This window comes from Gordonia sp. 135 (assembly GCF_009720185.1).
Taxonomy (GTDB): domain Bacteria; phylum Actinomycetota; class Actinomycetes; order Mycobacteriales; family Mycobacteriaceae; genus Gordonia; species Gordonia alkanivorans.
This window is the reverse complement of sequence record NZ_CP046257.1, coordinates 98607-123001: the sequence shown is the minus strand read 5'-3', so window position 1 is coordinate 123001 and position 24395 is coordinate 98607. Positions and strand designations below refer to the sequence as shown.

The following is a 24395-nucleotide window of genomic DNA, read 5'->3' as shown; positions in this document are numbered from 1 at the left end:
GAGGTCGGGGTGACGGTACGAAAAGAGGAAGCGAGTTTCGATGAAGCGAATCGGCGTGGATGTGGGCGGTACGTTCACCGACCTGGTCCTGTGGGACGACGACGGGACGGTGACGGTGCACAAGACGCCGTCGACGAACCACGATCCCTCGATCGGCACGATGGACGGGATCGAGGTGCTCGCCGAACGTGCGGGCATCGACGTCGCGGACATCGAGATGTTCTTCCACGGGACCACCGTGGCCACCAACATCGTGCTCGAGCACAACGGCAGCGACGTCGGCATGATCACCACCGACGGGTTCCGCGACCTCCTGCACATCGCGCGCAAGAAGCGCCCCCTGAACTACTCCAACTACCAGGATCTGCCGTGGCAGAAGTGGCAGCTGGTCCCGCGGCGCAACCGGCGGACCGTCGCCGAGCGGATCGACGCCGCCGGCAACGTGCTGACCCCGCTCGACGAGGACGCCGTCCGCCGCGAAGTCGCTCTTCTCCGCGAGCGCGGGGTCGAGGCGATCGCCGTGGCCTTCCTGCACGCCTACCGCAATCCGGCCCACGAGCAGCGGGTCCGCGAGATCATCGCCGAGGAGTACCCCGGCGTCTTCGTGTCGCTCTCCAGCGACGTCGCCAGCCAGTACCGCGAGTACGAGCGCTTCTCGACCACCGCCCTCAACGCCTTCGTCGGACCCAAGACCTCCCGGTACATCGAGAACCTGGCCGGCAAGGCCAAGGCCGCACAGGTCGGCGAGGACGTCCACCTGATGACCTCGGCCGGCGGTCTCGTCACGTCGCGCAGCGCCAGCGAGGTCCCCGTCTCGCTGCTGACCAGCGGTGTCGTCGCCGGACTTCTCGGCGGATGCTTCATCGGCAAGGCGTCGGGCTACCCGAGTGTCATCACCCTCGACGTGGGCGGCACCTCGGCCGACATCGGCGTCGCACCCGACGGCAAGCTGCGCATGAAGCATCTGCTCGACACCCGCATCGGCGACTACCACGCGATGGTCCCGATGGCCGAGGTCGACACCATCGGCGCCGGAGGCGGATCGATCGCCAGCATCGACGAGGGCGGCATGTTCCGCGTCGGACCGCGCAGCGCGGGCGCCATGCCCGGACCCGCCTGCTACAACCGCGGCGGCACCGAACCCACCTCCACCGACGCCATGGTGGTCATGGGTTGGCTGGGTGCCGACAGCTTCCTGTCGGGAACCATGGAGGTCAAGCCGGAGCTGGCGACCGAGGCGGTCAAGACCCACATCGCCGACAAACTCGGCGCCGATCTCGAGCACGCCGCGATGGGCATCTTCCAGATCCTGGCCCACTCGATGACCGAGGCCATCTCCCTGCACTCGGTGCGCAAGGGGTATGACCCACGTGAGTTCTCGCTGGTCGCCGAGGGTGGCGCCGGCCCGCTGTACGCGTGGCAGATCGCCGAGCACCTGGGCATCCCACGCGTCATCGTCCCCGGACATCCCGGCATCACCTCGGCGGTCGGCCTGCTGACCACCGACGTCCGGTACGAGGTCCCCACCACGGTCTGGACCTCCTCGGCCGAGCCCGATCTCGACCTGCTGAGCCGCGAGATGGACCGGCTCTCCGAGCAGGCCGTCGCCCAGCTCCGCGCCGACGGCATCGCCGAGGAGGACATCACCCTCGAGCGCAGCGTCGACTGCCGTTATGTCGGACAGGGTTACGAGCTTCGTGTGCCGGCACCCGACGGCGAGATCACCGCCGAATGGGTCGAGCAGACCGCGGCCACGTTCCACGAAGTGCACGGGCGTACCTATTCGCAGCGGTTCGACGACAAGCCGGTACAGCTGGTCAACATCCGCGTGACCGGTGTCGGCGCGGTCGAGCACATTCGCATCGCCGAGATCGAGGCGGGCGGCGCCGACGCGTCGGGCGCCATCAAGTCGACCACCCAGGCGTTGTTCTGGAAGAACGACTCCGCCGACCCCGAATGGGTCGAGACCCCCGTCTACGACCGCGCATTGTTCAAGGCCGGCAACACCTTCGAGGGCCCGGCCATCGTCCAGCAGTTCGACTCGACGACCATCGTCGGCATCGGACAGAAGGCCACGGTCGACGCCGTGGGCCACATCATCATCGAGAGGAGCGCCTGAGATGGCGAAGACCCTGATGCCCACCGACGGCGTTTCCCTTGCCGCCGAGGCCAATCGGACCTGGAACACCGTCGAGGTCGATCCGATCACCCTGCGCGTCATCGGCGGTGCGTTGAACTCGATGGCCAAGGAGATGGCCCAGGTCCTCTACCGCATGGCCTACTCGAGCCTGATCCGCGAGTCCGAGGACCTCGGCGCCGGCATCTTCGACGTCAACGGTCGCGAACTGTGCGAGTCGGATTCGACTCCGATGCACTGTGGTTCGATCCCGGCCTACATCCGCGGCGTCAACCGCAAGCTCGCCGGGACGTACAAGCCCGGTGACGTGATCCTGCACAACCACCCCTATCACGGTGCGGCCCACTCCCCCGACTACGGCGTGATCATCCCGATCTTCTGGGAGGGTGAGCACATCGGCTTCGCCGGGTGTACCGGTCACGTCTCCGACATCGGCGGCAACTTCCCCGGCCTGTGCATGGACGTCGTCGACGTCTGGGCCGAGGGCAAGCTGATGGACTCCATGAAGATCTACGACGGCGGCGTCCGCAACGACATGCTGATCCAGCACATCCTGGACAACGTGCGCACTCCGGAGCAGAACCGCGGCGATCTCGAGGCTCTCATCGCGTGCTCCCGCATCGGCGAGAAGCGGTTCGTCGAACTGCTCGAGAAGTACGGCCTCGACGTGGTGATGAGTGCCGCCGACCGGTGGATGGACTACTCGGAGGAGATGCTGCGCAGCCGCATCCGGGCGATCCCCAACGGCAGCTACGAAGCACCGATCGGGTACCTCGACGACGACGGCAAGAACCGCGGTGTCCCGCTGAAGGTCGCGGTGCGCGTGCAGGTCGAGGACGAGGATGTCCTGATCGACCTCACCGGTTCCAACGACCAGGTGCCGACGGCGTTCAACGTGCCGTTCGAGGGTTCGGTGCTGCCCGTCGCGGTGAGCGCGATCCGCACCATCCTCCTCGACGAGCACCTCACCGAGGAGTTCGTCCCGCAGAACGACGGCTGCTTCCGTCCGGTGCGTGCCTACGCACCCGAGGGCACCATCTTCAACCCGGACTTCCCGGCGTCGTGTTTCGCACGTTTCTCCCAGGTCAACCGCATCTTCGACTCGATCAACCTGGCGCTCGCGCCGGTGCTGCCCGAGCGGGCTATCGCCGGCTCGTCGGCCGCACTGTGCGCCATCGCGTACTCGGGTCTGGCGGAGGACGGCGAGTCGTACTGGGTCTACATCGAGATCAACGAGGGTTCCTACGGCGCGCGTAACGGCAAGGACGGCATGGACGCCGTCGACGCCCTGATGGCCAACACGCGTAACAACCCGATCGAGGAGCTCGAGCTCAACCACGCGATGGCGCGCCGAGCGTTATGAGCTGCGTGACGAGTCGCCGGCCCCCGGCCAGTGGCGCGGCGGCATCGGCAGCGTGCGCACCTGGTACATGGAGACCGACACCTTCCTCGGCTCCGAGGCCGACAACCGCAGCGATCCGCCTGCGGGTGCGCTCGGCGGCGGCGACGGCGCGTCGGGATCGTTCGTCCGCAACCCCGGCACACCCGAGGAAGAGGTGCTCTTCTCCAAGGTGACCCAGGAGGTCATCCGCGAGGGCGAGCGTCTGGAGATCCGGATGCCGTCGGGTGGCGGTTTCGGTGACCCGTTCCTGCGCGACCCGTTCGCCGTGCTGTCCGACGTGTGGGACGAGTACCTCAGCGCGGAGGAGGCCCGACAGGACTACGGTGTCGTGGTGGACACCGACACCTGGACCATCGACGAGGCCGCCACCGAGGCGCTGCGCTCGGCTCGGGTGGCGTCCTGACCGGTGACTTCGGAGGGGCCGGTGACTCTGTCGCCGGCCCCTCCGGCACGTCCGGAACGCGCTCCGACGACGTGGTTTCCGTCGCCGAGCGCTTGAACACCGTCATCTCCTGGGTTCCCGACGAGTTGGGCTCCGATCCGGCGGCGTCGTCGGGTCCGCTGGCCGGGGTGCGCATCGGCGTCAAGGACAACATCGAGGTCGGCGGGGTCCGCTCCACCTGTGGTTCGGAGTTCTTCGCCGACCGCGTGGCAGCCGACGACGCCACGTGTGTCAGTGCGCTCAAAAGCGCCGGGGCGGTGATCACCTCGACGTTGAACATGGCCGAGTTCGCGGTCGGGGTGACCAGTCAGAACTCCGCCTCGGGCGGATCGGTCAATCCCTGGGACGCCCGCCGTGTGCCCGGTGGCTCGAGCGGCGGTTCGGGTGTCGCCGTGGCCGCGGGTGTCGTCGACGTCGCACTCGGCACGGACACCGGCGGTTCGATCCGGTTGCCCGCCGCGTGCTGCGGGGTCACCGGTCTTCGACCGTCCACCGGAGTCCTGGACATGTCCGGGATCTTCCCGGTGAGTGCGGATTTCGACACCGTCGGACCGCTCGCACGTACGGCCCGACAGGTACGTGAGACGTTCGCGGTCCTCGCCGGGTCGGATGTGACCGGTGCGGACACCGACTCGCTGAGAGTTGCGGTTCCCCATCCGTTCGTGACCGACGATATCGACCCGGCCATCGTCGACGCGATCACCGAGACCGTCGAACTCATCCGGCGACTCGGTCACCGGATCGTGGAATGCCCCGTGCCGCACAGTGAATCGGCTCAGGATGTGGTCTACACGCTGATCTATTCGGACCTGGCGCGTATGCACGCCGAACGGCTGCGCGACGAGCCGACCCGGTTCCAGGCGGCGACCCGCGAGCGAATCTCCCTCGGGCTGACCATCTCCGACGAACAACGGGCAGCTGCTGTACGCCAGCGGGACATGTTCCGGTCGGCGATGAGCGAGATGTTCAGCGACGTGGACGTCGTACTCACCCCGGCGATGCCGGTGGATGTGCCGCAGATCGGCGTCGGGGAGGCGGTCGTCGCACAGGCCCGCCGGATGGGACAGCTGACGTATCCGTGGTCGTTGCACGACGGTCCGACACTGGCACTGCCGGTCGGCGTGCATCCGTCCGGTATGCCCATCGGCGCACAGTTGACGGCGGCGCGTCTGCGCGAGGGGACTGTTCTCGCGCTGGCCGAGCAGGTGCAGGAGCACAGCGACTGGCATCTCCGGCTCCCGCCCGTGCGCGTCAGTTCTGACGTCTGAGCAGGTCCATCTGCTTGTAGACGTCGCCGAGGTGGTCGAGATGCCGGCGCATGAGCGTCATCGCCGTCATCGAGTCCCGGCGCTCGACCGCCTCGAGGATCGCACGGTGGTCTTCGTCGACGCACCGCCAGAACCCTTCCGGCGCGACGTCGCGGCTGAAGCGGGTGCCGATGACGCGGAACACCGGGACGGTGATCAGGTCGAGGAGAGGGTTGTCCGCCGCCCGCAGCAGGATGCGGTGAAACTCCTGGTTGTTGGCGTAGACCTCCGGACCGACACCCTCCGACAGGTCGAAGATGGTGGCGCGCAGCTCTTCCAGATGGGCGTCTGAGTGACGATAGGCGGCGACTCCGGCGGCGGGCACCTCGGTGAGCTGCCGGACCTCCATGAGCTGATCGACGGTCACCCCTTCGGCTGCGGCGAGCAGCGTGACTCCCGCTTCGAGGTTCGCACTCAACTGACCGATGTCGGGTGTCGCGACAAACGTTCCCCCGGTCACCCCACGGGTCGTGTTGACGAGGTTCTCGCTGGCGAGCGTCCTGATGGCCTCCCGGACCGTGCTCTGACCGACGCCGAACTCGGCGCGGAGTTCGGCGTCCGGGGGCAGACGAGTACCGGGAGTCAGCTCACCGGCGAGGATCCGTACCCGAAGCGCGTCGGCCACGATCTCGTACGCCGGGCGTCGTCCGGACTTGTTGCTCCCGGACTGATTCGCTTCTGTCACAACATGATCCGATCTTCATGGGTTTGTCCCAAACTACCAGATCAGAGTGAGCGGACGCCTACAGATAGACGACCCGATACTTCAGGCTTCCCTTGATGCGCCCGACGAGGTTCCCGGTCACCCAGATCCAGGCTCCGCGACGTCGGCGAGACCACCCCCAGGGCCACAGCGGACAGGTCGCGAGGACGACGCCGGCGTGGATCGGGAACCACCACCACTGCCGGCCGGGCACCCCGTACTGCTTCGCCACCCGCGCCTCTTCGCTGGCGTAGTCGATGACCTGAGCCCAGGATTCCCGCATCCCCGTGCGGTAGCGGTAGGCGACCATCGCCTCGGGCGCGTATCCGAAGGTGTACCCGGCCGTCTGAACCCGCCAGCAGAACTCGACGTCACCCCCGGCGGTCGGATAGTCCTCGTCCCAACCGCCGACGGCGTCGAATACCTCACGTCGCACCCCGAGGTTGCAGCCGAAGCTCATCGGCAGATGCCGGCCCAGGACCACCGGTTCCTCCGGGTTCGGAAGGGCTCGCCAGGCGGCCACCACCGGGTCGTTGAGGGTGTCGCGTTCGAGCGGCCCGCCGATCAGGTCGGCGTCGCGGGCGGTGTTGACCATGGCGCGCAGCCACGTCGGGTGCACGGCGTCGTCCTGATCGCAGTAGGCGATGAAGTCGCCTCGTGCGCCCCGGGTTCCGACGTTGCGGGCGTGCGAGGTGCCCGCGATGTCGGAGGAGTCGACCCACCGCAGGTTCAATCGTTCCTTCAGCGGATGGGTGTCGAGGTGCCTGCGGAGCTGCGCACTGCCCTCGTTGTCGCTGACGATGACCTCGAAGTCGCCGGTGTGGTCCTGCGCGGCCAGGGCGTCGAGCTGAACGTCGAGGTCGGGCAGCCCCCGGTAGTAGGCGATCACGACCGACGCCGTCATGACCGTCCGCCCTTCAGCTCGGCGACGGTGGGTGCACCGTCCGGGTCGGCGGCCACGGTCTCGAGGATGACTCGCATCCGGTCGGCGATGCGCTGCGCGGTCGCCGCATCGAACAGGGCGACCGGGTACAGCAGGGTTCCGGTGAGTCCGGCCGGACCGGCGAAGTCCCGGACTTCGAGCCAGGTGAACTCCAACTCGTGCTTGGCCACGGTGTTCGGGATCGGCTCCCGGCTGATTCGCACTCCCCCCAGATCGATCTCGTTCATCCCGGCGTCGTCGGCGCCCACCTGCTGCAGGATCAGGGTCGCCGGGAACAGCGGGTGTCCCGACGACCCGGCGGGGTCACGTTCGAGCCCGAGCGCCGCCGCGAGTTCGGGCGTCGAGATGTCCGGGTGCGCCAGACCGTCCAGCAGCTGCTGGTGGACGTCGCGGGTCAGGTCGCCGAAGGCGCGGGCGTCGGCGACGTCGAGTCGCATCGGCAGGTCCTCGGCGAAGTTGCCGATGACTCCGTCGAGCGCGACATGGGACCGGTTGGCGTTCGCGGTGCCGACCCGCACGTCGGGGTCGCCGGCCAGGTCGGCCAGGATCACCGCGAACGCCGCCTGGAGTACGGCGAACAGGCTCGACGACTGTGTCCGCGCGTACTGTTCGAGCGCGGTGTGCACGGCGGCGTCGATCCCGAATTCGACCGTGGCACCGGCGGATTCCCACCGTTCCGGCCGGGGTCGGTCGGTGTGGAGCGCCGGTCCGGTACCGGGATCACGCGTACCGGCGGTGAGTCGCTCGGTCCAGTAGGCGAGCTGACGTTCCCGGTCGGCGGCCAGGATCTCGGTGCGCCACCGCGCGTAGTCGCGGAAGCGGACGCCCGGTTCGGGGAGAACCGACGCGGTGGCGTCCGGATCGGAACTCCGGGCGACGAACGCGGTGACGAGATCGCGGGTCAGCGGTCCCATCGACTGCCCGTCGACGCTGAGATGGTGCGTGACGAGGACCAGCACGTGGGTTCGCTGATCGAGCCGCAGCAACTGCAGCCGCAGCGGCGGACCGTTCACCACGTCGAGCTCCGCCCACGCCAGGTCGGTGAGCACGCGCTCGAGTTCGTCGGCTTCGACGTCCCGTGCCTCGAGTCCGCGACCGATGAGGTCGGTCACCCCGCCGGTCGGCAGTACGACGAGTTCGGGGCCGTTCTCCCCCAGCACGTGTCGTGTGCGGAGGGACTCGTGGCGGTCGACGACGTCGACGAGGGCCGGGTGCAACACCGCCGCGAGGGACTCGGAGTGGAGGTCACCGGAGAAGCGCACGGCGACCGGCACATTCCAGTCGGCACCGGCGCCGCTGTTCACGGCCTCCCAGATCCGACGCTGTGCCGGCGCGAGCGGTGCGGGCTCGTCGTCGTGGCCGCGGACCAGTGCCGGGACGTCGACTCCGGACGGGTCGTCCGCGGGCAGGGCATCGATCTGGGCGGTGAGGTCGGCGACGTCGACCGCATCGAACAGCATCCGCACAGGGATCCGACGACCGAGCTCGGCTTCGAGGAGCGCAGCGACCCGCGTCGCCGACAGCGAGTTGCCCCCGACGTCGAAGAAGTTGTCGCCCAGGCCGATCCGTGCCGCGCCGGTGACCTCGGCGAGCACGGTGGCCACACGTTGCTGCAGCTCGGTCTGCGGCGCCTCGTAGAGGCGCTCGGCCGGCCTCGGTCGAGGTAGACGTGCCCGATCGATCTTGCCGTTGTCGTTGTGGGGCAGGGCGTCGAGGACATGCACCTCGGGACGCAGATAGGCCGGCAGCAGCTGAGCGGCCTCGCGCCGGACGACCTCGGCCTGTGCGTCATCGCCCGTCACGAAACCGACGAGCCGATCCTGCCCATCGGCACCTGCGAGAGCCACGACCGCCGCATCCACCACGCCGGCGCATCGCCGGAGCGCGGCCTCGATCTCGCCGGGCTCGATGCGGAAGCCGCGCACCTTCAGCTGGTGATCCGTGCGGCCCAGGTAATCCAGCGAGCCATCACGGTTGCGCCGCACCAGGTCTCCGGTGCGGTACATCCGGTCGCCGGAAGCCTCGGCACTGAAGGGATCGGCAACGAACGCAGTCGAGGTCCGCGCCGGATCGGCGTGATAGCCCCGCGCCAGCTGGATTCCGCCCAGATAGAGCTCACCGGCCACCCCGACGGGGACCGGCTGGAGACGTGAATCCAGAACGCGGATGGTCACGGCCGGCTGTGGGCAGCCGATCGGGACACGGCCCGCCGGCGGCGTCGTGACCTCGTGGCCCGTCACGCTGACCGCGGCCTCGGTCGGGCCGTACAGGTTGTGGACTATTGTCTCCGGTGCCGCCGACCGCATTCTGCTCACGAGTTCCGCGGGGAGTTCCTCGCCGATACACAGGACGGTGGTCAGCGTGGCCGGTGGGTCGCCGGCGTCGAGAATCATCGCCAGCGCCGACGGCACGGTCGGCAGGACGGTGATCCGGTGGCGGTCGAGGATGCGGAGCAGCTCGCCGCCGTCGCGTTCGGCATCCGGTTCGGCGATGACGACGCGGGCACCGGCACCGAGGGCCCACCAGTACTCCCAGACCGAGAGGTCGAAGCCCGCGGAGGTCTTCACCAGCACCGAGTCACCCGCGGCCATCGGGTACCGGTGCTGCATCCAGCGCAGTTGTTCGCCGACGGCCGCGTGGGACATGCTCACGCCCTTGGGGATTCCGGTGGAACCCGAGGTAAACAGCACGTAGGCGGTGGTGTCCGGGTGCGGCGCCGGGAACTCGCACGCGTCGGGGCCCTCGATGAGGTTCAGCGAGTCGACGTCCAGCAGTTCGAGATCACAGTAGGGACGCGCGCCGGGTGCATCTGGACCGACACCCAGCACGAGGACCGGATCGGCGACGTCGAGGATCATCGAGGCGCGTTCCGGCGCCGAGAGGTCCACCGGCACGTAGGCGGCGCCGACGGTGGCCACCGCATACATCGCCAACAGCTGCGGCAGTCCGCGGGGCGCGGTGATCGCCACACGGTCGTCGGGTCCGACGCCGTGATCGGCGACGATGCGTGCCAGTGCCGTGACCTGCTGCGCAAACTCGCGATACGACAGCACGCGCTCGCCGATGATCACCGCGTCGGCGTCGGGGGTGCGCTCCGCCTGGGCGTGGAAGGCCGCCGCGAGGCCCGCGCTCCGCCCCACCGCCGTCTCCGCATCGGACCGGGATGCGGTCGTCGTGAGGGACCGTTGCTCCTCTTCCGACAGCAGTGGCAGGTCCCCCACCGCCCGGCCCGGGGTGTCGACGAACGCGGTGAGGATGCGCTGGTACCGCTCGACGAACTCGGCGGCGGTCAGGGCGTCGAACAGGTCGGTGGCGTAGACCAACTGGCCGGTCAGTCCGCGAGGTCGTCCGTGGGCGTCGAAGGTGTCCGCGAGCGTGAGGTGCAGGTCGAACTCGGCGACCTCGACGCCGTCGTCGATCACCTCGACCTCGAGGCCGGGCAGGGACAGATCCATCGAGCCGATGTTCTGGAACGACAGCGCCGTTTGGAAGACCGGGTGATGCGAGGTCGATCGCGGCAGGCCGAGTTCTCCCACGATACGGTCGAACGGCACCAGCGCGTTCGAGAATGCGTGCAGTGCAGACTCTTTGGATGCCGCCACCGCTTCCTCCACGGTCGCGGAGCCGTCGATGACCGTCCGTAGTGCGAGCATGTTCACGAACATGCCGGCAACCCGATCGAGGTGCTGTTCCCCGCGGCCCGCGATCGGGGTGCCGATGACGACGTCGCGGTTGTCCCCGAGCCGGCCGAGAAGGACGGCCAGTGCGGTGTGCGCAACCATGAACGGCGTGGCGTCGAGTCGGTTGGCCGCCTGGACGATCCGCGCGTGCAGGGCTGCGTCGATCGCGAAGTCGATCCTGGCTCCGTGACCGCTCGGGTGTGATGGCCGGGGCCGGTCGAGCGGCAGGTCGACGACCGGCGGCGCTCCCCGCAGTCGTTCCTGCCATCCGTGCAGCTGTGCGTTCGCGATCCCCTCGTCGAGGACGGCCCGTTGCCAGAGCGCGTAGTCGGCGTACTGCACCGACGGCGCGCCGATCGCCGGACCCACTCCGGCGTAGTCGCCGGCCAGCTCACCGGCCAGCATCACCATCGTCAGGCCGTCGGCGCAGATGTGATGGGCGACGAGGACGAAGACGTGCTCGTCGGGTCCCGCGCCTTCGACACGCAGCAGCACGGCCCGGATGGGCGGCTGTGCCGTGACGTCGAAGGTCGTGCGGGTGATGCCCCGGATGGCGCTGTCCAGGTCGTCACGACGGGCCGTGATCTTCTCGAGAACGGTCGGCGTCGAGTCGGCAGGCAGGACGACCTGATGCGGTCCGGCTGCGCTGTCGGGGTAGATCGTCCGGAACACCTCGTGCCGGCACAGCAGTCCGTGTAGTGCAGCCTCGAAGGCCGCGTGGTCGAGTTGCCCGGTCAGGCGCAGCACGATCGGGATGTTCTCGGTGAGTGCGCCGGGATCGAACCGGTTGAGGAACCACATGCGCTGCTGCGCCGGCGACAGCGGGATCTGTTCTGGCCGCGGCAGTTCCCCGAGAACCGGGCCGACGCGAAGGGCCGACGCGTCGAGTCGTGCGGCGAGCGCCTGGGCGGTCGGCGCGTCGAACAGGTCGCGAACGGACACTTCCCGTCCCGAACGGGTGCGGATCCGGGCGACGGCGTGGGCGCCGATGAGCGAATTGCCGCCTGCATCGAAGAAGTTGTCGGTGGCACCCAACCGCTCGCGGCCGAGGAGTGCGGCGAAGACCTCGGTCACCAGCACCTCGTGGGCGGTGACGGGGGCGACGTGTTGGGTGCCGGCGAACGACGCGGCCGGCAGCGCACGCAGGTCGACCTTGCCCGCCGGTGTCAGCGGGATGGCCTCGATCTCGACGATCGCCGCGGGGATCGCGTGGCCGGGCAGGGTTTCCCGCAGGTGCTCGAGCAGGGTGTTGGGGTCGAAGGGATGGACTGTCGAGACGACGTGCGCGACCAGGGCGGCTTTGCCGTCCGGTCCTGGCTGCGAGGTGACGACGGCCGCCCGAATCTGTGGATGCGCCCGGAGCAGGGCCTCGATCTCGCCGGTCTCGATGCGATGGCCGCGGATCTTGAGCTGCCGGTCGATGCGTCCCCGGTGAACCAGTGCGGGGCCGCCGGATTCGGCGTCGGCGCGGACCCGCACGAGATCGCCGGTGCGGTAGCGCCGCGATCCGGGGGGACCGTCCGGGTCCGCGACGAAGGTTGCGGCGGTCAGCGCCGCGCGACCGTGGTAGCCGCGGGCCAATCCCGTTCCGACCAGATATAGTTCGCCGCTCACACCGGGCGCGCAGGGCGCCAGTGCGGTGTCGAGGACCGCGACGCGGGTGCCGGTGATGCCGCGCCCGATGGACATCGGCTCGGTGTCGGGCACGGTCATGGGTCCGGCGAGCGTTCCCATGATGGTCGACTCGGTGGGACCGTAGGCGTTGAAGAACCGCACACCGGCGGCGATCCAGCGTTGCGCGGTCGCCGGCGAGCAGGCGTCACCGCCGACGATGATCGTCCGCAGGTCCGGGAGATCATCGGGTTCGATGGTGTCGAGTACGCCGGGGGTGAGGAAGGCGTGGGTGATGCGTTCGCGGCGGAGCAGGTCGGCGAGGTCGTCGGCTCCGTAGATGTCGGGGGGCGCGACGATGGTCGTGGCACCCGCGTCGGTCGCCATCAGCAACTCGAGCACGGCGGCGTCGAAGCTCGGTGACGCGAAGTGCAGCACGCGGCTGTCCCGGTCGACCCCGTACCGACGCTGTTCGGTGACGAACGAGGCGACACCGCGGTGCGAGACCGCCACGGCCTTGGGTCGTCCGGTGGAGCCCGACGTGTAGATCAGGTAGGCCAGCTGATCGAGGTGGCGCGGTGCCCGCAGTTCGGCGTCGGCGATCGGATGGGATGGAAGCGCGGCGAGTTCGGCGACCGTGCGATGGTCGTCGAGAATCAGGAGCTCGGCACCCCGCCGGGCCATCTGTTCGCCGGAGCTCGCCGTGGTGACGATGATCGACGCGCCGGAATCGGCGAGCATGAACGAGATCCGGTCCGCCGGATAGGCCGGGTCGACGGGGACGAAGGCGCCGCCGGTGGCGGCGACCGCGCGCGTCGAGACGACCGACCAGAACGACCTCGGAAGTGTCAGCGCCACTATGGTTTCCGGACCTGCACCGCGGTCGATGAGGGCGCGCGCCAGTTGTGCAGCACGGCGTCCGACCTCGTCGGCGCCGAAGGCCCGCCAGTCGCCGGTGTCGTCGTGACCGACGAGGCGGTGATCCGCGTTGCCGATCGCTTCGGCGAAGAAGACCGGTGCCGGGGCCTCGGGGCCCGACACCGCGGCCACCATGGTCCGCTCGCGGTCATCGAGAAGATCCAGGTCGCGCAGAGGTGTTGCCGGGGTCGTCGTGACGGCTGTGATCGCGCGACCGAGTCGGGTGAGGAGGTCCGCGGCGGTCGAGTTCCGGTAGACGTCCGGCCGATGGATCAGCGCGAGGTCGAGGCCGTCGTCCGCGGTCGGGGTCGCGGTGAACTCCAGGTCGAACCGGGCGACCGGGATGTCGAGGCGTACCGCACGTGCCGACGACAGGGCGCTGTCGCGCGCGGCAGCAGGATGGTCGCCGTCGACGGTCAGGGTCGCCTGGATCAGCGGGTGGCGAGACCCGCTGCGTGACAAACCGAGATGCTCGATGATCTCCTCGACATCGAGTTCGCCGTGATCGATCGCATCGACCACGACGTCACGCGACCGCGCGACCAGCGCGTCGAAACCGGTATGCGGGTCGACGTCCAGTCGCAGCGGGACCATCGTCACGAACATGCCGACCAGGTCTGCGACGTCCGCGTCGGATCGACCGGAGGCCGGCGTGCCGATGACGATGTCGCGACCTGGGCCGGACCGGCTGAGGGTGAGGGCGAGTGCCGCGTGCAGAACTCCGAAGACGGTACTGCCGGAACGATCTGCGAGGGTGCGGATTCGCTCGGCCTCGTCGGGTCCGAGCGCCAGGTGGTGGACCTCGGGTGCGCTGCCGTCGGCGTCGGCCTCGGGTGCCGACAACGATGGGGCGTCCGCGAGCGTCGACTTCCAGTGGGCGAGGTGCCCCGCGAGTTCAGACGACGGGTCGGCGGCGGCTCCGAGCCGGGCCGCCCGGCGGACGACGTGGTCGGCGTACTGGATGGGCAGCGGGGACCATGCGGGCGCCCCACCGTTGAGGCGTGCGGTGAAGGCCCGTTCGAGGTCACCGGCGAGAACGCGTAGCGACCAGCCGTCGGCCGCGACGTGGTGGATGGCGAGCACGACGACCGTCTCGTGTCCCAGCTCCCGGACGACGATCCTCAGGGGCAGATCCTCGGATAGATCGACGGTCGCGGACAGGGCGGCGCGGACCGCGTCCTCCTCGGACGAGAGCCCCTCGGCCACCGGCGATTCGAGAACGCTGACCACCGGATCGAGGTCGTACTCGCCGCGCGCGAGGATCACCTGGCGCGGGCCGGTGGCGCTCTCAGGGTAGACGGTCCGCAGGATCTCGTGGCGTTCGACCACGTCGCCGACCGCAGCGCGCAGCGCCTCACGATCGAGGGTCAGCGGGAGCCGGACCGGCGCGACGATGAGGTACTCCGACGACGCCGGATCGATCCGATTGTGCAGCCACATCTGGAGCTGTGCGGGTGCCAGCGGGAGCACGTCAGGACGTGCCATCTCGGTGACCGGCGCCGCGCCGCGCTGGGTGGCGTCCGCGGTGGCGGCGAGGGCGGCCGCGGTTCGACCGTCGAAAACCGCGCGTACCGGAACCCGGACGCCGAGCTTCGCGGCGATACCGGCAACCACCCGAGTCGCGACCAGGGAGTTGCCACCCGCCGCGAAGAAGTCGTCGTCGATGCCGACGTGGTCGCCGAGGACCTCCCGGATAAGCGTCAACACAACATCTTCGGTCGGTGTCCGGGCCTCGGTGGCACCGCCGACGATGGCAACCGGCGTCTCGGGTGCCGGCAGGGCGCGGCGGTCGATCTTGCCGCTCGTCGTCGTCGGCAGGGAGTCGGAGAACAGGATGTGGGTGGGCACCATGTGATCCGGAAGGTGCGCGGTGAGGTGCGCGCGAAGCTCGGCAGAGGTGGCCGACACATCGTTCTCGACCACCAGGTGAGCGACGAGCTGGGTGCCGAGGCGCGGGTCGTCGTGGGTCACGACGACCACTGCGCGCACCGCGGGATGCGCCGAGGCGACGGCCTCGATCTCGCCGAGTTCGACGCGCTGGCCACGGATCTTGACCTGGAAGTCGCTGCGTCCGAGGTAATCCAGGACGGGCGCGGCGTCACCGGCCGTGCGACGCCGGCGCACCAGATCACCGGTGCGGTAGAGGCGTTCTCCGTTCCCCCACGGCGCGGCGACGAATCGGGTGGCGGTGAGGTCCGGGCGGGCGTGGTAGCCCCGGGCCAGCTGGACGCCACCGAGGTACAGCTCGCCGGTCACGCCGGCGGGAACGGGACGCAGACGGTGATCGAGAACGTGGACGGTGTTCCCGGGCATCGGGCGCCCGATCGGGATCGGGGCGCCGTCGGCGGTGTCGGAGACCTCGACGGCAGTCACGTCGACGGCGGCCTCGGTGGGTCCGTACAGGTTGTGCAGCGCGGCGGTCGTTCGCGCGCGGACTGCTTGAGCCGTCGGAACCGACAGCGCCTCACCGCTGGTGAAGACCAGCCGTAGTGAACTCAGCACGGCCTCCACCGGCGCAGTGGCCAGGAAGGCATCGAGCATCGTCGGCACGAAGTGGATCACCGTCACCCCGTGCTCGGCGATCACCGCGGCGAGGGCTGCGGGGTCGCGGTGGGCATCTGGGTCGGCGAGGACGAGATCGGCGCCGCAGGCCAACGGCCAGAACAGTTCCCACACCGAGACGTCGAAGGTGATCGGTGTCTTCTGCAGGACGACGTCGCGGCCGTCGATCGGGTACTGCTGCTGCATCCACGCGAGTCGGTTGACGATGGCCTCGTGCGGAACGCTGACCGCTTTCGGGACACCCGTCGAGCCCGAGGTGAACAGTACGTAGGCCGGATGTCCGGTACGGAGAGGGCTGAGCCGGTCCGCATCGGTGATCGGGGTGTCACGGCGGTCGAGATGCAGGTCCGTCGGATCGAGGAGCCGATCGGCGAACGCGGCCGGCAAACGTTGCGCGACGTCCGGGGCGGCGAAGATCCGGACCGGATCGGTGGTCGCGAGCATTGCGGCGATACGCGGTGCGGGAGCCGCGGGGTCGATGGGTACATAGGCGCCACCGGCAGCGACGACGGCGTGGATCGCGACCAGCATGTCGATCGACCGCGGCACGGCGACTGCGACCGTCTGCTCCGGACCGACTCCGGCGTCGATCAGCGCGCGGGCGGTGCGAGCCACGCGATGCGCGAACTCGGCGGCCGAGATCGTCTGCTCGGCGTCGATGACCTGGCCGGCGGCGTCCCCGGCCAGTGCATCAGGAAGCGTGCGCACAGCGGGGTCGACGGGCGACGGTCCGCCGCTTCCCCACTGTTCGATGGCCCGGTCGAGTCGTGAAGCGTCGAGGAGCGTCAGATCGTGCACGCGCGAGTGTGGTCGCGTGACGAGCTGTTCCAGGATGTGCAGCAGGTCGTCGGCGAACCCGGCGACGGTGTCGCGGTCGAACAGATCGGTGACATAGGTCCAGCGCGCACGCACCGGCGCGTCCAGGCAGTCGGTGACCGGTGGCATGTCGAGGGTCAGCTGAAGGTCGAAGCGGGCCATCGGCACATCGATCGACAGCGGGGTCGCGGTGAGTTCGCCGGCGTCGATCGGTCCGGGGACCGGATCGCCGAAGGCGAGCATCACCTGGAAGATCGGATGGTGTGCACCGCCGCGGTCGATTTCGTACTCGTCGGCGAGCTCGTCGAACGGGATCTCCGAGTTCGTCAGTGCGGCGAAGTCATCCGCACGCACCGTGTCGATCAGATCCTCGACGGTGCGGTCCTCGTCGACGTGGGTGCGGAGCACGACGGTTTCGACGAACATGCCGACCAGGTCGTCGGACAGTTCGCTGCCACGCCCCGACACGGGAGTTCCCACGACGATGTCCGAGGTACCCGAGAGTCGCGCGAGCAGAACGGCGAGGGCGGTGTGGATGATGTGGAACACGGTGGCGCGCCGGGTCTGTGCCACCGCCGCGAGTTGCTTCGCCAGAGCGGGGTCGATACCGAACTCGACGGTGTCGCCGTGATGAGTCGGTTGCGCGGGTCGATTGCGGTCGACGGGCAGCGGGAGAGGTCCGGGCAGGTCCGTGAGCGTCTGCCGCCAATGGTCGCGCTGACGGGTGATGCTCGGATGGGCGTCCCCCTCCCCGGTCTCGCCGAGAAGCGTCGACTGCCAGATCGTGAAGTCCGCGTACTGAGCCGGCAACGGTTCGCGGGTTCGCAGGGTCCCCGCGGCGGCTGCGAGATAGCCGTCGAGCAGGTCGGCGACGAGCGGACCCATCGACCATCCGTCGGCAGCGATGTGGTGGACGACGATCACGATGACGTGCGACGCGGGTCCGGTGCGGAACACCGCGACACGGAACGGGATTCGACCGGCCAGGTCGAAGCCGCGATTGGCGACCTCGGCGATGTGCTCCTCGACGCCGCTGATCACCTCGGCATTCACGCCGCTGAGGTCGATCTCCGCGGTCTGCCGGGCCTCCTCGGTGGTCAAGACGTGCTGACGGGGCGTCCCGGCCTCGGCTGGGTAGATCGTACGGAGGACCTCGTGCCGGTCGACGACTCCGGTCACGGCGGTCCGGAGCGCATCGCCGTCGAGCGGACCGTCGACCTGAACGGCGAACGGCAGGTTGTAGAGAGCAGTACCCGGCATCATCTGGTCGAGCAGCCACATCCGGCGCTGCGCCCGCGACAACGGCAGGATCCCGGGTCGCTGCCGGCCGGCGAGGCGGGGCCGGTCGGAGGCCGCGGCCTCGTCGACGGCCCGCGCGAGGTCGGCGATCACGGGTGACTCGAAGACGGTACGAACGGGCAGGTCGACGCCGAGGACATCAGCGATCCGACCCGAGAGTCGCGCCGCCATCAGCGAATTGCCGCCGAGGTCGAAGTAGTCGTCGGTCGCGCCGATCACCCGGTCGGCATCCGCGGGGAGCAGGTCGTCCAGGATGCCGACGAGGATTCGTTCGGTGGCGGTCCGCGCCGCGACGTGCTCGCGCTCGGCACGCGGCGGCTCGGGCAGCGCATTGCGGTCGACCTTGCCGTGGACACCGCGCGGCAGTTCGTCGAGCATGATCGCGGAGACCGGGACCATGTAGGCGGGGATCCGGGCGCGCAGGTCGGCGAGAGCTGCCATCGCGTCGAGCGCATCCGTGTTGCCCGGTGCGGGGACGAGGTAGGCGGTGAGCGTGTCACCGTGATGGGCGGCGACCGCGGCGGCCGCGATCCGGGGATCGGCGGCGAGAGCCGACTCGATCTCCCCCAGCTCGATGCGCAGGCCACGGATCTTGACCTGGAAGTCGTTGCGGCCGTGGAACTCGAGCACGCCGTCGGGACGGATGCGCGCGAGGTCACCGGTTCGGTACATCCGCTCGCCGGTACCTGCCGGGTCGGCGACGAAGCGGTCCGCGGTCAAGTCGGCGCGTCGCTCGTAGGCGGACGCCAGCTGCACACCGCGCAGGTACAGCTCGCCGACGACGCCCAGCGGCACCTGGTGCAGGCGGGTGTCGAGGACGACCGCACCGGAATCGTCAACCGGCACACCGATGGCCACCGTCGGAGACGGCACTGCAGAGGACGCCACGGGGGTGGGTGTCCACTCGTGGTGGGTGATGCCGACCGCCGCCTCGGTGGGTCCGTAGAGATTGAAGACACGCGCACCGACCACGTCGGCGGCGCGCTCGGCCGTCGAGGGTGCCAGCGCCTCGCCGATGCACAGCAATCGCCCGACGGGATGAGGAGTACCGGCGGTGTCGGCGAGCGAGTCGAGATGCGCGTCGAGCAGGGACGGCACGAAGTGTGCCGCGGTGACCGAGGTACGTGCGAAGAGGTCGGCGATGTAGCGGGGGTCGAGGTGACCGTGCGCGGTCGCGACGACCAGGCGGGCACCGTTGACGAGGGGCCAGAACAGTTCCCACACCGACAGGTCGAAGGTCAGGGCCGTCTTGAGGACCGTGGTGTCGGCGGGTCCGAGGGGGAACTCTTCGGACTTCCACCGCAGTTGGGCCGCGATTGCTCGATGCGAGACCGTAACGCCCTTGGGGGTGCCGGTCGAGCCCGAGGTGTAGATCACGTAGGCCGTGTTCGACGGTCGCAGCGGCGCGATCCGCTCGCGGTCGGTGACCGGCGAGGTGTCTGCCGGCGGAACAGCCGTCACGTCGAGGACGGCGGCGGACTCCGGGATCGGGAATGTCGGCGTTCCCGCGGTCAGCACCACCGAGGGTGCGCACGAGTCGAGGACCAGCCGGGTCCGACGAGCCGGCGCGTCCGGATCCACGGGGACGTAGGCTCCACCGGCGGCCAGGACTGCGAGGACGGATTCGACGAGGGCCGCCGATCGTGGGATCGCGACCGCCACCCGCACCTCGGGGCCCACCGCGGCATCGATCAGGTTGCGGGCCAGCGAGTTCACGCGTGCCGACAGCTCCGCATAGGTCTGCGACGACCCGGTGGCATCGTCGTGCAGTGCCACGGCCTCCGGGTTCCGAGCGGCACCGCGCGCCAGGAGTGCGGTCAGGGTGGCGTCGTCGCGGCCGCTCACCGGTCCGGTCAGCGTGCCGGAGGTGACGTCTGCGGCGAGGTCGCCGACCGGGGTGTCCACGGCGTCGAGGGCAGCAGTCAGGAGCTCGACCCACAGCCGGTGCCAACGTTCGACGGTGCTGTGGTCGGACAGGTCCCGGTCGTAGTCCCACTGCACGCGCATCGGCGTCCGGTCCTGCGCGTCGCCGCGGTGATCCAACCCGCCTTGCTCCACCACGGTCAGGTGGAGATCGGACTTCGCCACTCCCAGCGACGGTTCCAGGATCTCGGCGTCGACACCGTCGAGGGTGAGCCGCGCCGGGGCGAGGTTCTGGTAGGAGAATCCGACCTGGAAGAGCGGGTGATGGGCCGCGGAGCGTCGTGGACGGATGGCGTCGACGAGACGGTCGAACGGCACGTCGGCGTGCTCGAACGCGTCGAGGTCGACGGTGCGCACCTGTGAGAGCAGTTCGGCGAAGGTCCGATTCGGGTCCAGGCGGGTCCGCAGCACGACGGTGCCGACGAACATCCCGACCAGGTCGGCCAGATCCCGGTGGTGGCGGCCGGCGACCGGGGTGCCGACGGCAATGTCGTCGGTTCCGCCCAGCCGCGACAGCAGGATCGCGAGGACGCTGTGGGCGACCATGAACGGCGTCGTCCCGGTGTTCCGTGCGACCGCGCGCATCCGGTCGACGAGCTCGGCGTCGATCTCGGTGTGCAGTTCACCGCCGCGCATCCGGGGGTGGGCCGGTCGCGGGCGGTCGGTCGGCAGCGCGAGCAGATCGGGCAGGCCGCTCAGATGTCGCTGCCAGTAGTCCAGTTGGACGGCGGCGACCGAGGACGGGTCGTCTTCGTCGCCCATCACGTCGAGATGCCAGAGCGTGTAGTCCCGGTAGGTCACCGGCAGCGGCGTCCACTCGGGTGCGGTCCCGCCCTTGCGGGCCTGATAGGCGACGACGAGGTCCCGGGCCAGCGGCGCGGTCGACGAGCCGTCGGCGGCGATGTGGTGCACGACGGCCACGAGAACGTGGTCGTCCGCGCCGACGGCGAGCAGTCGGATCATCAGCGGCACCCGTTGTGCGACATCGAAACCGGTGGTTGCCAGCGCGGCCAACCGGGCATCGAGGTCCTCGACGTTCTCCGGTTCGGTCAGGGTGCGCAGGTCGACTGCGGCGGCCGGCTCGACCTGCTGGACCGGACCGTGCGGGCCGTCGGGGTAGACGGTCCGCAGGGCCTCGTGGCGTTCGAGGACGTCGAGGAGCGCGTCGTGCAGTGCGTGCCGGTCGAGGGCGCCCCGCAGGCGGAGGGCCAGTGGGATGTTGAAGACCGGGGAGCCCGTGTCGAGCTGGTTGATTGCCCACATGCGGCGCTGGGCCGGCGACAACGGCACCGCCCCGTCGGACGCACCGCCTCCGGTGCGGAGTTCGGGGATTCGACGGGTCGCCGGATCCGCCAGCCGGGCGGCGAGGTCGGCGACCGTCGGTGACTCGAAGACCCAGCGGACCGGGATGTCGGTGTCGAGTTGTCCCGATAGTGTCGACACCATCCTGGTGGCGGACAGGGAGTCGCCGCCGAGGGCGAAGAAGTCGTCGTCCCGGCCGACCTGCGCGGCGCCGGTGCACGCGGCGAAGGCACCGGCGACGGCACGTTCGGTGTCGGTCCGCGGCTCGGTGTAGGGCGCCGCCCGGATCGTGGGCACCGGCAGGGCCGCACGGTCGAGCTTTCCCGAGGTGGTGGTGGGGATCCGGTCGAGACGCAGGAGCGCGGTCGGCACCATGTGTCCGGGGAGGACCGCCCGCAACTGCTCGCGAATGGCCTCGATGTCGGCTGTTCCCGTGTAGTAACCGACGAGGAAAGTGTTTCCGGCAGAGGGGCTTCCGCCGACGACCTGCATCGTCTGCGGTTCGGTGACCGCGAGGTCGACGCCGGGGACGGCTCCGATCGCGGCGTCGATCTCGCCGAGTTCGATGCGGAATCCGCGGATCTTCACCTGCCGATCTGCTCGACCGAGGTAGTCGAGCCGGAAAGCAGCACCCTCGCCTCCGCCGGTTCGGCGCCAGCGGACCAGGTCGCCGGTTCGGTACATCCGTGCGCCTGCCGGGCCCCACGGATCCGCCACGAATCGGGACGCGGTGAGGGCTTGCCGCCGGTGGTAGCCGAGCGCGACGCCCGCACCGCCGAGGTAGAGCTCCCCCGTCGCGCCGGCCGGTACCGGTTGCAGGCGGTGGTCGAGGACGATCGCGGTCGTCCCGGTGATGGGCCCGCCGATGGTGACCGGCTCGGTGGGATCGAGAGGGCCGGCGAGGGTCGCCATGACCGTGGCCTCGGTGGGCCCGTACGCGTTGAACATGCGTCGGCGACCGGTTCCCCAGCGGGCGACGAGATCGGGCGGGCAGGCCTCGCCGCCGACGATGACGGTGTCCAGATCGTCGAGTCCGCCGGGACCGTGCGCGTCGGCGGGCAGGGTGGCCAGCGCGGCGGGGGTGAGGAAGGCGTGGGTGATGCGTTGTTCGCGAAGTAGCGCAGCCAGTTCTCCGCCGCCATAGATGTGCGGCGGGACGATCACCATCGTGGCACCCGACGCGAGGGCAAGGAGGGTTTCCAGCACTGCGGCGTCGAAACTCGGTGATGCGAAGTGGATGGTGCGCGAGCCCGATCGGACGCCGTAGCGGCGAATTTGCTCGTCGGCGAAGGAGGCCAGACCGCGATGGCTGACGACGACGCCCTTGGGGGCGCCGGTCGAGCCGGAGGTGTAGATGACGTAGGCCGGGTCGTCGACGTGCAACGGGCGGAGCCGGTCCGCGTCGGCGATGGGGTGTGCTGAGGCGTCCCGGTACGCGGCGACGACCAGGTCGTCGTCGAAGCCGATCCACTCGCACAGGCTGTTCAACCCGTCGAGCCGAGCGCGACCACCGGGGCCGACGATGCCGAGATCGACGGCGCTGTCGTCGAGGAGGTAGCTCAGCCGGTCGTCGGGCAGCGCCGGGTCGATCGGCACGTAGGCGCCGCCGGCGAGAAGAACCGCGAGTTGCGTTGCGACGGAGTATCTCCCGCGCGGTAACAGCAGTGCGACGGTGACGCCGGGTCCCACGCCGCGGTCGATGAGGATCCGTGCCAACCGGTGTGCCCGGAGGACGAGTTCGTCGTAGCGCAGCGTGCGTGCCCCGTCGACGATGGCGTCGGCGTGCGGATGTGCTGCCGCCGTGCGGGTCACGAGGTCGGCGAAGAGCACGGGCTCCGACGCGACGGGCCCGCGTGCCGGCACCAGAAGCGTCTGTTCGTCCTCGTCGAGGACGTAGAGTTCGGCGACCCGGGTGTCCGGTCCGGTGGCGACGATGTCCGCGAGGACACGGAGATAGCGGCGGCGGTGGGCGACGAGTTCGGGTTCGGGATAGGCGGCGGCGTTGGCCTCGAGGTCGATGCGGAGGTCCCCGGACCCGGCCCCGGTGTAGATGGTCACCGCGAGGTCCTCGGTGGGACCCGTGCTGAGGATGTGGCTGTAACCGATGCAATCGCCGAGGATCATCTCGCTGCGGAACATCATCACGTTGACGGCCGGACCGAAGAAGCCGCGTCCCACCGAAGAACCGGCTGCCGACCGCGCGGCCAGGTCGCGGCGCATGTCCTCGAAGCGATAACGCTGGTGGCGCAGGGCCCCGCTGAGTTCGGTGGTGATGCCGGCGATGAGGTCGCCGATCTCCATGCCGGGGGTGATACCGCTGCGGATGGGCACGACGTTGGACACCATGCCGCCCGAACGCCGGAGCATCGCGTTGGTCCGGGCCGAGACGGGCAGGCTGAGTACCACGTCGTCGGTACCGGCCACCCGGGCGACGTAGACCGCGAGCGCCGCACTCGCCAACGCCGCCACGGTGACCGAGTTGTCGTCGCACCAGCGTTCGACGTTCGCGATCAGGCCGGGGTCGAGTTCGCCTCCGACCGTGCGGGATTCGGCTCCCCCACCGATGACGGGGTCGGCGAGCCGGACCGGATCGGGCAGGTCGTTCAGGCGCTGCGCCCAGTGGTCGCGGTCGCGCCCGAAGCGGGTCGACGACCGGTAGGCCTCGTCGTCGGCATGAAAGTCCTCGAGGGAGCCGGACTTCGGGGGTGGGACCGGAAGGCCCTGTGCGCGTGCGGTGTACACGGCAGCCGCTCGTTCGGCGAAGGCCGATGCACCGTAGCCGTCGAGCAGCATGTGATGCACGCGGTTGTACCAGAAGTACCGGCGGTCATCGATGCGCAGCGTCGCCGATTCCATGAGGCGGTCGGCGAAGAGGTCGAGCGGACGGCGGAATTCCTCGTCCATCCACACCCTGGCGGCGGCCTCGGGATCGTCGTGGTCCCGGAAGTCCAGGTGCATCATCTCATCGCGCAGTTCCTCGTCGAGGTACTGCAGCGGGGCCTCGGTCGGATCGTCGGCGGGGACGAGCCGGACCATCGCGGTGCCGAACTCGCGGGCCACCTGCCGGCCGACGTCGGTCAGCAGTTCGGTGTCGAGATCGCCGAGCACCTCGATGTACTGCGCGATCGAGAACGGGGTCTGCGGGACGAGCTGCTGGGCGAACCACATGCTGCGCTGCGCAGCCGACAACGGGACCAGGCGCTCACCGAGGGCCGACGTGCTCGTCGATGCTGCGTCGTGCCGCTCGTGGACATCGTTGGTGGTCACTTCTAGTCGCTTCCGGGTGGGTCAGGGCATGCCGAAGAAGACCCGGTACCGCGAGGATGACCGGGCTGGGGTGGGGTGGTCGG

General features: G+C 69.5%; 7 protein-coding genes. 4 read left to right on the top strand and 3 right to left on the bottom strand.

Annotation, left to right across the window (positions count from 1 at the left end):
• Positions 1–40: 40 nt before the first annotated feature.
• From GKZ92_RS00495 to GKZ92_RS00485, 4 genes are all read left to right on the top strand, one after another.
• Positions 41–2119 carry a hydantoinase/oxoprolinase family protein gene (locus GKZ92_RS00495; RefSeq protein WP_035755428.1) on the top strand — a complete coding sequence of 693 codons (2079 nt, stop codon included), beginning with the start codon at positions 41–43 and terminating at the stop codon, positions 2117–2119.
• A 1-nt stretch (position 2120) separates the two neighbouring features.
• Positions 2121–3500 (top strand): hydantoinase B/oxoprolinase family protein, encoded by a 1380-nt coding sequence (locus GKZ92_RS00490; RefSeq protein WP_268902889.1) that lies wholly within the window; start codon positions 2121–2123, stop codon positions 3498–3500.
• Position 3501: 1 nt separating this feature from the next.
• Positions 3502–3942 (top strand): hydantoinase B/oxoprolinase family protein, encoded by a 441-nt coding sequence (locus GKZ92_RS23855; RefSeq protein WP_268902898.1) that lies wholly within the window; start codon positions 3502–3504, stop codon positions 3940–3942.
• A 92-nt stretch (positions 3943–4034) separates the two neighbouring features.
• Positions 4035–5249: an amidase gene (locus tag GKZ92_RS00485; RefSeq protein WP_081790155.1), complete on the top strand. Its 1215-nt coding sequence runs from the start codon at positions 4035–4037 to the stop codon at positions 5247–5249.
• On the opposite strand, the gene GKZ92_RS00480 is transcribed toward GKZ92_RS00485, so the two are convergent.
• From GKZ92_RS00480 to GKZ92_RS00470, 3 genes are read right to left on the bottom strand one after another with little or no spacing between them, the layout of a single operon-like run.
• Positions 5233–5973 (bottom strand): FadR/GntR family transcriptional regulator, encoded by a 741-nt coding sequence (locus GKZ92_RS00480; RefSeq protein WP_006360566.1) that lies wholly within the window; start codon positions 5971–5973, stop codon positions 5233–5235. The two genes, GKZ92_RS00485 and GKZ92_RS00480, sit on opposite strands and share 17 nt — an antisense overlap.
• A gap of 58 nt (positions 5974–6031) precedes the next feature.
• The gene (locus GKZ92_RS00475; protein WP_155224890.1) at positions 6032–6895 is read right to left on the bottom strand and encodes a glycosyltransferase family 2 protein; all 864 of its coding nucleotides are present in this window, start codon (positions 6893–6895) and stop codon (positions 6032–6034) included.
• A complete protein-coding gene (locus GKZ92_RS00470) occupies positions 6892–24312 on the bottom strand; it encodes a non-ribosomal peptide synthetase (RefSeq protein WP_230461873.1) in 17421 nt (5806 codons plus the stop codon). Before GKZ92_RS00470 ends, GKZ92_RS00475 begins: the two co-directional genes overlap by 4 nt.
• Between the last annotated feature and the right edge of the window lie 83 nt (positions 24313–24395).